The organism is Ruegeria sp. CDSC051 (genome assembly GCF_059610665.1).
In genome coordinates this window covers 37,342-50,563 of record NZ_JBXWOC010000003.1, presented here as the reverse complement: position 1 = coordinate 50,563, position 13,222 = coordinate 37,342, and the positions used below count along the sequence as shown (strand labels likewise).

The window sequence follows — 13,222 nt, the reverse complement described above, 5'->3', positions numbered from 1 at the left end:
TTGGTGAGGCGCTATGTAGACCCGGCATTCGGGACGTGCAAGTCGATTCTGTAAAAATAATTCAAAAAGCCCCATCGCCCCGCGGGAGGCGAATTTCAAAGGTGGTACCTGTTGACCCTGTCTCGGTCAGAACAAGGTCACCCCCATGGCCCCGCAACAGTTCCTGTGAGATCGCCAAGCCCAGACCCGACCCGCCTTTGCGGACGCCACCCTGAAAGGGTGTGAACAGATTTTCACGCGCTTTGGCCGGCAGGCCCGGCCCTGTGTCGCTGATCTGAATACACCAGTTGGCGTCCTGCTCTTGCCCGGACAGGGTGATCCGACCGGGCTTTCCTGATGCAACCAGCGCCTGACGAGCATTTCGAACGAGGTTCATCATGACACGGAAAATCTGTTCAGGATCAGCTCGTACGACCAACTCTTCCGGCACATCATTGATGATCTCGACACAGGCATCGGCAACGGCAAGTTTCTCGCTAGCAACCACATCCTCGGCCACAATGCGGAGCGGAATCAAAGTAAGCGACGGTGCAGGTTCTTCAGCGCGGCCAAATGCCAATGTGCTTTCGCACAGGGTTACCGCTCGGGTGATCGAGTTCACCAGCTTAGGGGCCATGCGACGCACCAACGGGTCTTCGCTGGATTCGATCCGGTCGGTAAACAGCTGGGCCGAGGTCAGGATGTTGCGCAGATCGTGGCTCACCTTGGCCACAGCCCCGCCCAGCTGCGCCAGACGCTCGCGCTGTTTCAGGGCCTGGGTCAGTTCGGTTTGCAACTGTTTTAGCGCCTCTTCGGCCTCGCGCAGCTCGGTCACTTTGGAATCCGGTGAGATGATTCCACGGGCATCTTCGGGGGCGCTGGCATAGCGCTGCATATATCCGACAACGCTTTTGATGGGCTTTACCAGAACCACCCGAACCGCAAGAAACAGGAAAAAAGCCGTGATGATCGAAATCACAAATGACAGGCCCAGAATGCGTAACCCATAATCCGTCATCGCCATACGCAAAGGCATGCTGTCAGTCGTCACCTCAATCAGCAGACCTGCGCCTTTCACAGGCTCGCCAATAACACGGATGACTTCATTTTCCGGCGTGAACAACCGCACGACAGCATCCCGGATCAAAACCCATGGTCGCGCGTCACGCAGGTCATAGGTCTTGCTGATCTGCCCTGGAATAGGAGAGGACAGCATCAACTGGCGCATCTCGTCTCGCCGCAGAACCACGTTATAGACGCCCGCATTGGCCAGCAGTTCAGCCTCAAGGTCCTCGGCCAGCATATCATCGGCCAACAAAGCGAGCGAGGCGATCTGAGCGCGCTCCAGCCGGTTCAGCAGGAAATCTTCGCGGAATCGCGCAATCGAAGGGACAAAAATCAGAACCTCGGCCAACATCACGAAGACCGTCGTCAGGATCAGAAATCGGCCTGACAGCGAGTTCACATTGCTCTCCCTTCCAGGTCAGGGCATCCAGCGCTGGACGAACCTGACCACACGTTTAACCGTTTGATTCTCAAACAGCCTTGGTGAGAAATAAGCGCCAGCCACCCGTTTGTTAAGCTCTCCAATCGTCGGATAGGGCGAAACCATGGCGGCAACCTGCCCCATCTTCAGATTATTGGCCAGCGCCAGCGACCACAAGCTGATCAGCTCACCCGCCTGATGGCCAACAATTGTGGCACCTACAGGTCGGCCTTTGACGACCATGACCTTGATGAAACCATTCGTTTTACGCTCGGAAATGGCGCGGTCGTTGTGGTGATAGTCAAACCGAGCAATTTCCATCTTATCGCCATGCTCGGCGCGCGCCTGCACCTCGGTCAGGCCAACCTGCGCCAGCTCGGGGTCGGTGTAGGTCGCCCAGGGGATATGTGCGGTTTTCGCCTTGGAGGGCAGCCCAAACAGCGCCGAACGAATGATAATCCCCGCGTGATAGCCCGCCACATGAGTGAATTGCAGCCCACCCGCGACATCTCCGATCGCATAGACCCTGCGGTTCGTGGTGCGCAGGGTGTCATCGACCTTGATGCCGGTTCGGATGGGCTCGATCCCGGCAGCGGCAAGGTTGAGGCGGTCGGTATTGGCCTTTCGCCCCGCAGCCAGCAGCAGATGCGTGCCCGAGAAGATCTCGCCGTTCTCGGTCACCACTTCAACCGCGCCATCGGAGCCGCGAATCTGTGCCACCATCGCCTGTTCATGGATCGCAACGCCCTCGGCGCGCAAACTGTCCAGCACGACCTCTGCCGCCTCGGGGTCATCCTTGCCCAGCGCCTTTTGCCCTTCGATGACTGTGACCTTGCAACCGAGCCGAATATGCGCCTGCGCCATCTCCATCCCGATGGGGCCACCGCCGATGATCAGCAGATGATCGGGCTTGTCGCGCAGATCAAAGATAGTCTCGTTGGTATAATACGGCACCTTGTCCAAACCGGGTATCGGCGGGACCAAGGGGGATGAACCTGTTGCAATCACAACCCGCCGCGCGGCGATCAGGTGATCCCCCGCCTGTACCTGTGTTGGAGAGACGAAGCTGCCAAATTCCCGGATCACCTTGACGCCAAAGCCTTCGAACCGCTCTTGGCTGTCCATCGGCTCGATCTGCGCAATCACATCATGCACGTGGTCCTTGGCGGCGGCGTAATCCACCTGTGGCACCACATCCGCCACACCCAGCGCCGAGGCATGCGCCTGCCCATAGGCGGCCTTGCCGCTGGCAATCAGGGCCTTGGACGGGACGCAGCCGAAATTCAGACAATCGCCGCCCATCTTGTGACCTTCCAGCAGGATCACATCCGCACCCATCTGGCTCGCCCCCGCGGCGACCGACAGCCCACCTGACCCGGCCCCGATCACCAGGATATCGGATTTCAGTTCTTGCATGATCAGCTGTCCTTTTGGCCGCGCAGCGTTTTGATCAGAATGGGCAGAGCCGCCAGCACACACAAGCCGATGATGGGGCCGATGACAAACGGCTCCCACAGCAGTGAGACATCCGGCGTTTCACCTCGGTCGAATACACCGCCCAGTCCGACGCCGATCCAAGTATAAACGATACCTCCGGGAATGATGCCCAGCGCCGTGGTGAATAGAAAGTTGCGGAACTTCACCCCCACCAGCGCCGGCACCAGATTGGCCACAAAGAACGGAACCACCGGGACAAGGCGCAGCAGGAACAGGACCGAGATCTCATTCTCGCGCAGGCCGTCCTTCAGCTTTTTGATGGTGCCTTCCGAGGCTTCAAGCCGTGCTGTCAACGACGCACCTAAGCCCCAGCGCGCCGCCAGAAAAATCGCCGAGGCGCCGATGGTTGCCGAAAAGATGTTGAAGACCGTGCCTGCGAACAGTCCGAACAGGAACCCGCCGGTCATCGAGGCCACCGCAGCGCCAGGCAGCGAAAAGGCAACGATGGCAATGTAGATCGCGATGAATGCGCCTGCCATTGCCCAGTAATTGGCGTCACGCCAGCCCAACAGGGCCTCTCGGTTGTCGCGCAGGGTCTCAAAAGTCAGGTAATCACCCAAGGTAAAGAACCCCACGGCGGCAACGGAAAGAATCACCAGCAAAGGAATATGTCGCGCAAGCCCGCTGCGCGGGGCCTGAGTTGTATCGCTCATAATGGTGTCCAGTTTTGTGCGTCTCATTCTGGCCTCAACATGCGACGTCACGCGCCCGGGCAACAGGGGCCTCACGCTGCCTTGATCTTTTCGACAGTGAATGTGAGGGTTTTGTGCCTAAAATCCGTATTTTTGAAATCTTTTACCGCGCGGGATTATAGAATTTGTTGCAAAAGGCGGCAAAACCCCCACCAAGGGGTTTGACTTACCCCCCGCTTGGCAGTAGAGGACGGGCTTCGAACACCACGGGCAGGCGAATCCGCGCTGCACCCGACCGAATAGATTGGAGACGGAGCGATGAAACGCACCTATCAGCCTTCGAACCTGGTTCGCAAACGCCGCCACGGTTTCCGCGCGCGCATGGCCACCAAGGCCGGCCGCAAAATCCTGAACTCGCGCCGCGCACGTGGCCGCAAGTCGCTGAGCGCATAAACCGCTCACCGATCAGGTTATGAACATGACGCCGCCGGAGGCCCCTGAGGATGGTAACTGCCAACCCGGGGATACGCCCCCGGCGGCGTCCGTTTGCGCATCCAAAACATTGATCATCCTCAGTAAACGATCTGATTTCCTGAACGCCGCGCGTGCGCGTCGGCAGGGCACATCATCAATGATGGTGCAGGCGCGTAAACGCGCCGAGGGCGAGGCGGACGGGATTCGCGTCGGCTTCACCTGTTCCAAAAAGGTCGGCAATGCCGTGGCTCGCAACCGGGCCAAGCGACGCCTGCGCGAAGCTGCGCGCGCGGTACTGCCTGAGAAGGGGCAGGACGGCTGGGATTACGTGCTGATCGGTCGCGCCGATGTCACAGCCGGACGCCCCTATGCGGCGCTGCTGGATGATTTGCGCTATGCTCTGCGAAAAGTCCATGCTGCGCGGAAATGACATTGCTCTCGCATATCCTTGCCTTACCCATTCGGGCGTACCGGTTGCTGTTCAGCCCTTGGGTCGGGTTCAACTGCCGCTATCAGCCTACATGCTCGGCCTATGCGTTGGAGGCACTGGAAAAACACGGTGCCATCAAGGGCACATGGCTGGCCGCGCGACGGATTGGGCGTTGCCACCCTTTGGGTGGTGACGGGTATGATCCGGTTCCGGACCGTGAAGATCCCTCCTGACCCGTCGTCGGACTTGACCGGAGCGCACCTTCGCTGAACAGTTGTGCTGTTCAATTCGAGGGCCAGATGACATCTGACGCGCGCCATTCCCTACCCACGCATGACGTTCTGAATCAGCCGCCTGTGCGAGCAGATTTAGACCTTTGGGCCTCTGACCCAGTACTGCAAAATGTGGCAGGCGCGCGAAGCTCTATTCTTCGCAACTATGGTGCAGACCTTGGGCGTGCTGCAGTCAGAGACATGGCGCGCGAGGCCAATTTCCACTCCCCAGAACTTGTGCTGTTTGACCAAGGTGGACGCCGCCTGGATGAAGTGCGTTTCACTCATTCATACCATCACCTGATGCAACTCAGTCAATCATCCGGATACGCAGCCGTTGCCTGGTCTGACCTCCCGAATGGTCACGCCACCCACGCCGCCATGGTCTACCTTGCCAGTCAGGTCGAACCCGGACATTGCTGCCCGCTGACGATGACTTACGCAGCCGTTCCAGCACTTGCGGCGAATGAAGAGATTGCCTCGATCTGGGTTCCCAGATTGACGGAATGGAACCACGATTCCTCTATCGCTCCTATCGCCTCCAAAAAAAGCGCCACGCTGGGTATGGCGATGACTGAGAAACAGGGCGGCTCGGACATTCGCGCCAATACCACGACGGCCACACGCGACGGAGATCACTGGCGGTTGCGCGGGCATAAATGGTTCTGCTCGGCCCCGATGTCCGACGGTTTCCTGACACTTGCCCAGACCCCCGGCGGTCTGACCTGTTTCCTTGTGCCCCGCTGGCTGGACGGCGAACGCAATGCAATCCACCTGATGCGGCTGAAGAACAAGCTGGGCAATCGGTCCAACGCCTCGGCCGAGATTGAATACCATGATGCGCTGGCCTATCAGCTTGGAGATGAGGGCGCGGGTGTGCGCACAATCCTGGAGATGGTGCATCACACACGGCTCGACACTGCAATGGCCCCGGCAGGTCTGATGCGGGCGGCCCTCAGCGAAGCGCATTACTGGGTCAGCCATCGCAGCGCCTTTCAGCGCCGGTTGATTGACCAACCCCTGATGCGCATCGTTCTGGCCGATCTCGTGCTGGACTGGGAGGGGGCGCTGACACTGGGAATGCGTGTGGCGCAGGCTTTTGACGGTCATACACCCGAGGATAAAGCCCTTTCCCGCATCGCTGTTGCACTCGCCAAATTCCTCAACAACAAACGCTGTCCAGCCGTCGTGGTCGAAGCCATGGAGGTGTTGGGCGGCATGGGCTATGTCGAAGACACCCCCCTGCCCTTGCTCTACCGCGAAGCCCCTTTGAACGGAATCTGGGAGGGGTCGGGCAATGTGATCTGCCTGGATATCCTGCGCACCCTGGCGCGCGACCCCTTGGCCGCCGAGGTACTGCAGGCCGAGCTTGAGGCGGCAACCGGAGTGAACCGCCACTATGATGCGGCGCTGAGGGACCACCGCGCCCGCTGGACCAATATCCCACCCGAAGCCGAGGCGCGCTGGTTTGCGGAGCGCACTGCTTTGCTGCTGACGGCCTCTCAACTAATACGCCAAGCGCCCGGGCCGGTCGCTGATGGATTTGTGGCGTCTCGGCTGACATGTAACAATGGCCGCATCCCCGGTTCGGTGTCCGGGCTGGACACTGGTGCCCTGCTTGCGCGGTTGGGCTGACCCGCACACTTGCCCGGATACGCCATCTGCTGTAGGGGCAGCGCATGTTTGACGAAGCTGACGATATCCATCCGCTGTTTGCTGGCGCGCCTTCGACCACCGAATTCAAGAAGCTGCGCAAACGCATCGTGCGCCACACCCGCGAAGCCATCGAACACTATGGCATGGTGGACCCGTCCGCGCATGAGAAAGACGGCAAACCACCCCGTTGGTTGGTCTGCCTGTCAGGCGGTAAGGACAGCTATACCTTGCTAGCGGTTCTGTACGAGCTGAAATGGCGCGGCCTACTACCGGTCGATCTGCTGGCTTGCAATCTGGATCAGGGCCAACCGGGTTTTCCCGCTACCGTCCTACCCGAGTTTCTGGAACGCATGGGTGTACCGCACCGCATCGAATATCAGGACACTTACTCGGTCGTCATGGACAAGGTTCCCCAAGGCCGCACCTTTTGCGCGCTATGTTCGCGCCTGCGCCGGGGCAACCTGTACCGCATCGCGCGGGAAGAGGGCTGCTCGGCCGTGGTGCTGGGTCATCACCGTGACGACATCCTTGAGACGTTTTTCATGAACCTGTTCCACGGCGGCCGTCTAGCAACGATGCCGCCAAAGCTGGTGAACGAAGAAGGCGACCTGTTCGTCTTTCGCCCCCTTGCCCATGTCGCCGAGGCGGATTGCGAGAAATTTGCCAATGCGATGAACTACCCGATCATTCCTTGTGACCTGTGCGGCAGCCAGGACGGGTTACAACGCCAACAGGTCAAACAGATTCTCGATCAGTGGGAAAAAAACAGCCCCGGACGGCGGCAAGTGATGTTCCGCGCCTTAACCAATGCGCGCCCTTCGCACCTTTTGGACCCGAAATTGTTTGATTTTGTTAATCTTTCCATCAATTCGAGCGAAAAAACTGAAAAAACGGATGATATTCCACAGCTGCGTTAACGAGTGACTCAGACTGATTTTCTACGGTTTGACCTGAGCGCAAGATGCTCAAGGTAAAGGCGAAGACGAACCGATGAGGAAATCTGTTTCCGTTGATCAATTTCTCGATACTCTCACCACATATCTGAGTGGCCCGCCGGTGCTGGCCTTTGCTCCCGCCATTTCGCTTGCGGCTTTCTGGATCGGTGGAGAACGTGCGCTTGTCGTTGTGGCACTAAGCCTTCCGTTGCTGATCGTCGCCTTCGCCTCAGTCAGACGCACGCAAACTGCACGCATCTCTCCACTGCACCATCACGGAAGACTCGCGCCAACGGATAAGTTTGCCGCCGAACTTGAAAATTTCTTTGACCGTACCGATCACGATAACATGGGATCGGCTTGTATGATTATGGCCTTAGACGGGTTCACAGAATTTGTTGACCTGCACGGAAATGCGGCCGCGACCCATCTGTCCAGCCAATTTTGTGACCGCATCTTCTCGGTCATTCGAACCGGCGATATTGCGACACGATTAGACGAGTGCAGAATCGCCATCGGCCTGCGCCCGTCACAGCATCTCGATCTCGAAGCCTGTATTCAGATGTCGGGCCGCATCCAATCCGCCGTTGAAGAGCCGATCACCCTAAACGGCACCACTGCCTATGTCTCGTGTTCAATCGGTTTTTGCCTGCAATCCGCAATTCGCGGATCCGGGTTTGAAAATTGGATTGATGCCGCATCTGCTGCGCTATGCGAAGCTCAGCGTAATGGGCCCTCAACGATCCGCGCCTTTTCAAACGAAACCCGCCGTAGATCCAATATCAGGGCCAACCTTCGCAAAGAGTTCGAGGCTGCGCTGGACAACGGACAAATCCGCCCCTGGTTTCAGCCTCAGGTTTCCACAGATACAGGGCGGGTTACGGGGTTTGAAGCCCTGGCCCGCTGGGAGCACCCGCAAAAAGGCATCTTGAACCCACAGATATTTCTGCCTTTTGCCGAACAGGCCGAGCTGATGGAGAGGCTTGGCCAGACGATGCGGCATCATGCATTCTCCGCGATGTGCGACTGGGGCCGGAACGGGATTCACGTCCCACGAATCGGAATCAACTTTTCTTCGGACGAGCTACGAGACCCCGCTCTGCTGGACCGATTGAAATGGGAAATGGACCAAAACGACCTGACGCCCGACCGACTGGCTGTCGAAATTCTGGAAACCGTGTTTTCGCGACGTCCGGACGATGTGATTACCCGCAACGTGACCAGCCTTGCAGCACTTGGCTGTTGTATCGATCTGGATGATTTCGGCACTGGACATGCCTCGATCGCCTCGATCAAACGGTTTGATGTGACGCGGATCAAGATAGACCGAACTTTTGTGGCCAAGGCGGACAGTGATGCATCGCAACAACAATTGGTCAGTGCAATTCTGACTATGGCCGAAAGGTTGAATGTGGAAACACTCGCCGAGGGTGTTGAAACCACCGGTGAGCACGCGTTGATGGCACAGCTAGGTTGTGACCACGTTCAAGGCTTTGGCATTGGCAAGCCCATGCCGTTCGAAAAGACCATGGATTGGATCTCGGCCCACCAGAACAAAGTCAAAGGCATTCCCAAGATTGGACGGCAAGCGGGTTCCTGATCGCAGGTTTTCACCACAAATGCCCAATCTGGAACCATAAGGCGGGCGAATCCGCTTGACCTTTGGGGCTGCACTCTGTTGAACCCACCGGGTGTGTTTCACTGCTTAAGGTGGCTGTCCCAGATGGACGATCAGAACAAGAATCTCATCCTCGCAACCGCGCTCAGCTTTGTCGTGATCCTGGTTTGGTTCGTGCTGTTTCCACCGCCCGAGCAAACCACCATTACTGATCAGGCTGAAATCAGCGCCATCGAAAGCGATGAGGTTCAGACCCCCAGCGCCTCTAGCGCGGGTACCGTAGGCGAAGCCACGGCGAGCGCAGAAGAAACGCTGCCCGGGTCCGAGGCCGCGCGGATCAAGATCGACACGCCCCGCCTTGAGGGCAGCCTGTCGTTGTCCGGTGGCCGCATCGATGAATTGTACCTGAAGGATTATAAAGTCTCGATCCAGGACGACGCACCGATTGTCGAACTGTTCTCTCCGGTCGGATCTGAATCTGCATATTATGCGCTCTACGGATGGGCGCCTGGCGCTGGTGTCACCGGCACGGACGTACCCGGGCCGAACACGGTCTGGATGGTCGAAAATGGTGAAACACTTGGGGTGAACGCTCCAGTTACGTTGAAGTGGGAGAATGGCAATGGCCTGACCTTCCGCCGTACCATCTCGGTAGACGAGAACTATATGTTCGAAGTCACACAAGCGGTGGAAAACAACACACAAGCCGAGGTCGGCATGGCGCCATATGGCATCCTCGCCCGCCATGGCATCGGCGAAGATGGCGACCTGCCCGGACTGAAGAATTTCTTCATCCTGCATGAAGGCGTGATGGTCATGGCCGACGGTGTTCTTGATGAAATCGACTATGGCGATGTGCGCGACTTTGATATTGATCCGAACGAACGGGCGCAAGCCGAGGTCTTTCAGGTCAAAGACGGTGGCTGGGTCGGCTTTACTGATCACTATTGGATGACCACCCTGATCCCGGCTGAGGGCGCGACCTTCAAGGCAGCAGCCAAATACGATGCCCGTCGCAAGATCTATCAGACGGAAACTGTACTGCCGACATTGCTTGTCGCACCTGGGGCTACTGAAGAGGTCACAACCCAGCTGTTTGCCGGTGCCAAAGAATGGGAAACCATTCGTGAATATCAGGCCGAAGGCGTTCAAAAGTTCATCGACAGCATCGACTGGGGCTGGTTCTATTTCCTGACCAAGCCGATCTTCTGGCTGCTGCACAACATTAACGCCCAGATCGGCAACATGGGCTGGTCGATCATCGGCCTGACCCTGATCATCAAGGCGATCTTGTTCCCGCTGGCGTTCAAGTCCTATGTCTCGATGGCAAAGATGAAGGAACTGCAGCCGCAGATGGAGGCCCTGAAAGAGGCCGCTGGTGACGATCGTCAGAAAATGCAGCAAGGTATGATGGAACTGTACAAGAAGGAAAAGGTTAACCCCGCCGCGGGCTGTTTGCCGATCCTGATGCAGATCCCTATCTTCTTCTCGCTGTATAAGGTGATCTTTGTCACCATCGAACTGCGTCAAGCACCGTGGTTTGGCCCGTTTCAGGATCTCAGCGCACCGGATCCAACGTCAATCATGAACTTCTTCGGCTGGCTGCCTTGGGCCGGGCCGCAACCTGACACCCTTATGGCGCTGATCTTCATCGGCATCCTGCCACTGTTGCTGGGGATTTCGATGTGGCTGCAGCAAAAGCTGAACCCGGCACCAACAGACGCGACACAGGCAATGATCTTTGCCTGGATGCCCTGGGTCTTCATGTTCATGCTCGGTGGGTTTGCCAGCGGCCTTGTGGTGTACTGGATCGCGAACAACACGATCACCTTTACCCAACAGTATCTGATCATGCGCAGCCAAGGTTATAAACCGGATGTATTTGGCAACATCAAATCCGGTTTCAAGCGCGCCGCTAAGACGGATGACAAATGACGGCTGAAGTCACCCATATTTGGCGGCATCCTATGAAAAGCCACGGCCACGAAGCCGTGCAGACCGTGACAGTGACCCCCGGGCAGACAATGCCCGGGGATCGCGTTTGGGCAGTTGCGCACGAAGCGTCAAAGGCCGATGGCACGAAATGGGTACCTTGCGTCAATTTCAGCCGAGGGTCAAAAGCCCCAGTTCTGATGGCCATTTCCGCCAAGCTGGATGCGGATCTGCTGACCCTGACCCACCCCGATCGCCCCGATCTAACCTTTGACCCGGATCGGGAACAGGACGTTTTTCTGGATTGGGTGCGCCCGCTGATGCCCGCGGACAGGGCGGCATCTGCCCGGATCGTTCGAATACCAGGGCGTGGGATGACAGACAGCGATTTCCCGTCAATCAGCCTATGCAACATGGCCTCTCACCGGGCGGTTGAACAAAAACTGGGGCAAGACCTGTCAATCAAACGCTGGCGCGGTAACATCTGGTTCGATGGCCTGCCCCTATGGGAAGAATTCGACTGGCTCGACCGCGAGTTGCAAATCGGTGAGGCCATGTTCCGTGTCCGCGAGCGGATTGTGCGCTGTTTGGCGACCACTGCGAACCCCGATACCGGCGACCGCGATGCCGACACTTTGGGCGCGCTGAACAGCTGGGGCCATCAGGATTTCGGCATCTATACCGAAGTGGTTCGCGGCGGGGTAATCTCGGTCGGTGACAAGGTGATACCGTTATGAGCACCCTACCCTTCCCTCTGGCCCAAGATCCCGATGAATTCTCGTTGGAGCGCGGGCGCAAGCTGTTTGCAGGCCCGTCCGAGTTTGTCAAAGGTGTCGTCGCCATGAGTGGGCTGCCCGACCCTGACCGGCTTGAGGTCTGCTTTGCGGGCCGCTCCAATGTTGGCAAGTCCAGCCTGATCAACGCGCTGACCGGCACCAAGGGGCTGGCGCGTGCATCGAACACGCCGGGCCGCACGCAGGAAATCAACTTTTTCACCCAAGGGCCGGAGCTTTATCTGGTCGACCTTCCCGGCTATGGCTATGCCAATGCGCCGGTTAAGGTGGTGGAAAAGTGGCAGCGGTTGCTGAAACAATATCTCAGTGGCCGACAGACCCTGCGCCGGGCCTTTGTCCTGGTTGACGCGCGCCATGGGGTAAAGCCTGTTGATGCCGAGATTATGAAGCTGCTGGACACCAGTGCCGTAACCTTTCAATGCGTGCTGACCAAGGCAGACAAGGTCAAGGCCAATGAACGCGAAAAGGTTCTGAACCAGGTCCGCTCGGCCCTGTCAAAACACCCCGCCGCTTTCCCCGAAATCGTGCTGACGTCGTCCGAAAAAGGCGATGGTATCCCAACGTTGCGCTCGATCATCACGCATCTGGAATAGCTTGGCCCTTGGCAGCACCTTTCAAAGGCCCTAACACGGTGGGCCAGAGGGACCTTAGCCATGAAGACAAGAGACATGAACCGGGATTGGATTGCCACCGCCGCCACATTGAACAGCGCACTGCCCTATCTGCAGCGCTATGATGGGGCCATTGTCGTTATCAAGCTGGGCGGGCACGCCATGGGCAGCGATGAAGCGATGGAAAGCTTTGCCCGTGACGTGGTTCTGATGCGCCAGGTGGGCATCAACCCGGTTGTGGTACATGGCGGCGGTCCCATGATCAACGCGATGCTGGACAAGCTCGATATCCAATCCGATTTCGTGAACGGTAAGCGTGTGACGGACAAGGCGACTGTCGAAGTGGTCGAGATGGTCCTGTCCGGCCTCGTGAACAAACGCATTGTTCAGGCCATCAACGGACAGGGAGGGACTGCGGTTGGCCTGTCGGGCAAGGACGCCAGCCTGATGATCTGTGATCAAACCGATGCCTCGCTGGGGTTTGTTGGCTCTCCTTCCGAGATGAAACCCGAAATCCTGCACGATCTGTTTACGCATGACGTGATCCCGGTAATTGCGCCTCTGGGCGCCGGGCGCGAAGGTGAGACGTTCAACGTCAACGGTGACACCGCCGCCGGTGCCATCGCCTCGGCCTTGAAGGCAGACCGTCTGCTGTTGCTGACCGACGTATCAGGCGTCAAGAACGCTGCCGGAGAGGTCGTGACCGAGCTAAAAGCCGGTCAGATCCGCGAGATGACCCTGGACGGGACCATCGCAGGCGGAATGATCCCCAAGACCGAAACGGCGCTGGACGCACTACATAGTGGGGTGCGGGCCGTAGTCATTCTGGATGGGCGCGCGCCCAATGCGGTGCTACTGGAACTGTTCACCGAACACGGGGCTGGGTCGCTGATCCGACCCGATTGA

At 58.1% G+C, this 13,222-nt stretch carries 13 protein-coding genes; 10 read left to right on the top strand and 3 right to left on the bottom strand.

Annotated features, from left to right (window positions below; genetic code table 11):
- Window positions 1–61: 61 nt before the first annotated feature.
- The 3 genes from AC2FH0_RS08485 to AC2FH0_RS08475 are packed head-to-tail and all read right to left on the bottom strand — an operon-like array spanning window position 62 to window position 3,642.
- A complete protein-coding gene (locus tag AC2FH0_RS08485; RefSeq protein WP_496708986.1) occupies window positions 62–1,444 on the bottom strand; it encodes an ATP-binding protein in 1,383 nt (460 codons plus the stop codon).
- 18 nt (window positions 1,445–1,462) lie between these two features.
- Window positions 1,463–2,881, bottom strand: a complete 1,419-nt coding sequence (locus tag AC2FH0_RS08480) for a dihydrolipoyl dehydrogenase family protein (RefSeq protein WP_496789068.1) — start codon at window positions 2,879–2,881, stop codon at window positions 1,463–1,465.
- Between the two features lie 2 nt (window positions 2,882–2,883).
- Entirely contained in the window at window positions 2,884–3,642 is a 759-nt protein-coding gene (locus AC2FH0_RS08475) for a TVP38/TMEM64 family protein (protein ID WP_496789067.1), read from the bottom strand.
- Between the two features lie 270 nt (window positions 3,643–3,912).
- On the opposite strand from AC2FH0_RS08475, the gene rpmH reads away from it, so the two are divergent.
- From rpmH to argB, 10 genes are all read left to right on the top strand, one after another.
- Entirely contained in the window at window positions 3,913–4,047 is a 135-nt protein-coding gene (gene rpmH / locus AC2FH0_RS08470; protein WP_005632162.1) for a 50S ribosomal protein L34, read from the top strand.
- A gap of 25 nt (window positions 4,048–4,072) precedes the next feature.
- Window positions 4,073–4,498 carry a ribonuclease P protein component gene (gene rnpA, locus AC2FH0_RS08465; protein WP_496789065.1) on the top strand — a complete coding sequence of 142 codons (426 nt, stop codon included), beginning with the start codon at window positions 4,073–4,075 and terminating at the stop codon, window positions 4,496–4,498.
- On the top strand, window positions 4,495–4,731 hold the full coding sequence (gene yidD / locus AC2FH0_RS08460) for a membrane protein insertion efficiency factor YidD (RefSeq protein ID WP_281973741.1): 237 nt from the start codon (window positions 4,495–4,497) through the stop codon (window positions 4,729–4,731). Before rnpA ends, yidD begins: the two co-directional genes overlap by 4 nt.
- A gap of 66 nt (window positions 4,732–4,797) precedes the next feature.
- Window positions 4,798–6,405, top strand: coding sequence for an acyl-CoA dehydrogenase family protein (locus tag AC2FH0_RS08455; RefSeq protein ID WP_496789064.1), 1,608 nt, complete (start codon window positions 4,798–4,800; stop codon window positions 6,403–6,405).
- 44 nt (window positions 6,406–6,449) lie between these two features.
- Window positions 6,450–7,343, top strand: a complete 894-nt coding sequence (ttcA, locus tag AC2FH0_RS08450; RefSeq protein ID WP_142639727.1) for a tRNA 2-thiocytidine(32) synthetase TtcA — start codon at window positions 6,450–6,452, stop codon at window positions 7,341–7,343.
- A 73-nt stretch (window positions 7,344–7,416) separates the two neighbouring features.
- The gene (locus AC2FH0_RS08445; RefSeq protein ID WP_496691916.1) at window positions 7,417–8,961 is read left to right on the top strand and encodes a putative bifunctional diguanylate cyclase/phosphodiesterase; all 1,545 of its coding nucleotides are present in this window, start codon (window positions 7,417–7,419) and stop codon (window positions 8,959–8,961) included.
- A gap of 123 nt (window positions 8,962–9,084) precedes the next feature.
- A complete protein-coding gene (gene yidC / locus AC2FH0_RS08440; protein ID WP_496789062.1) occupies window positions 9,085–10,914 on the top strand; it encodes a membrane protein insertase YidC in 1,830 nt (609 codons plus the stop codon).
- Entirely contained in the window at window positions 10,911–11,648 is a 738-nt protein-coding gene (locus tag AC2FH0_RS08435; RefSeq protein ID WP_496789061.1) for an MOSC domain-containing protein, read from the top strand. Before yidC ends, AC2FH0_RS08435 begins: the two co-directional genes overlap by 4 nt.
- The gene (gene yihA / locus AC2FH0_RS08430) at window positions 11,645–12,298 is read left to right on the top strand and encodes a ribosome biogenesis GTP-binding protein YihA/YsxC (protein WP_142639735.1); all 654 of its coding nucleotides are present in this window, start codon (window positions 11,645–11,647) and stop codon (window positions 12,296–12,298) included. Before AC2FH0_RS08435 ends, yihA begins: the two co-directional genes overlap by 4 nt.
- Window positions 12,299–12,358: 60 nt before the next feature.
- Window positions 12,359–13,222, top strand: a complete 864-nt coding sequence (argB, locus tag AC2FH0_RS08425) for an acetylglutamate kinase (protein WP_496691913.1) — start codon at window positions 12,359–12,361, stop codon at window positions 13,220–13,222.

Bases quoted from the DNA above. Each gene is read 5' to 3' on its own strand.
- rnpA (WP_496789065.1), top strand. From the start codon at position 4,073: ATGACGCCGCCGGAGGCCCCTGAGGATGGTAACTGCCAACCCGGGGAT.
- AC2FH0_RS08435 (WP_496789061.1), top strand. From the start codon at position 10,911: ATGACGGCTGAAGTCACCCATATTTGGCGGCATCCTATGAAAAGCCAC.
- AC2FH0_RS08475 (WP_496789067.1), bottom strand. From the start codon at position 3,642: ATGAGACGCACAAAACTGGACACCATTATGAGCGATACAACTCAGGCC.
- yidD (WP_281973741.1), top strand. From the start codon at position 4,495: ATGACATTGCTCTCGCATATCCTTGCCTTACCCATTCGGGCGTACCGG.
- AC2FH0_RS08455 (WP_496789064.1), top strand. From the start codon at position 4,798: ATGACATCTGACGCGCGCCATTCCCTACCCACGCATGACGTTCTGAAT.
- AC2FH0_RS08445 (WP_496691916.1), top strand. From the start codon at position 7,417: ATGAGGAAATCTGTTTCCGTTGATCAATTTCTCGATACTCTCACCACA.
- argB (WP_496691913.1), top strand. From the start codon at position 12,359: ATGAAGACAAGAGACATGAACCGGGATTGGATTGCCACCGCCGCCACA.
- ttcA (WP_142639727.1), top strand. From the start codon at position 6,450: ATGTTTGACGAAGCTGACGATATCCATCCGCTGTTTGCTGGCGCGCCT.
- AC2FH0_RS08480 (WP_496789068.1), bottom strand. From the start codon at position 2,881: ATGCAAGAACTGAAATCCGATATCCTGGTGATCGGGGCCGGGTCAGGT.
- yihA (WP_142639735.1), top strand. From the start codon at position 11,645: ATGAGCACCCTACCCTTCCCTCTGGCCCAAGATCCCGATGAATTCTCG.
- yidC (WP_496789062.1), top strand. From the start codon at position 9,085: ATGGACGATCAGAACAAGAATCTCATCCTCGCAACCGCGCTCAGCTTT.
- rpmH (WP_005632162.1), top strand. From the start codon at position 3,913: ATGAAACGCACCTATCAGCCTTCGAACCTGGTTCGCAAACGCCGCCAC.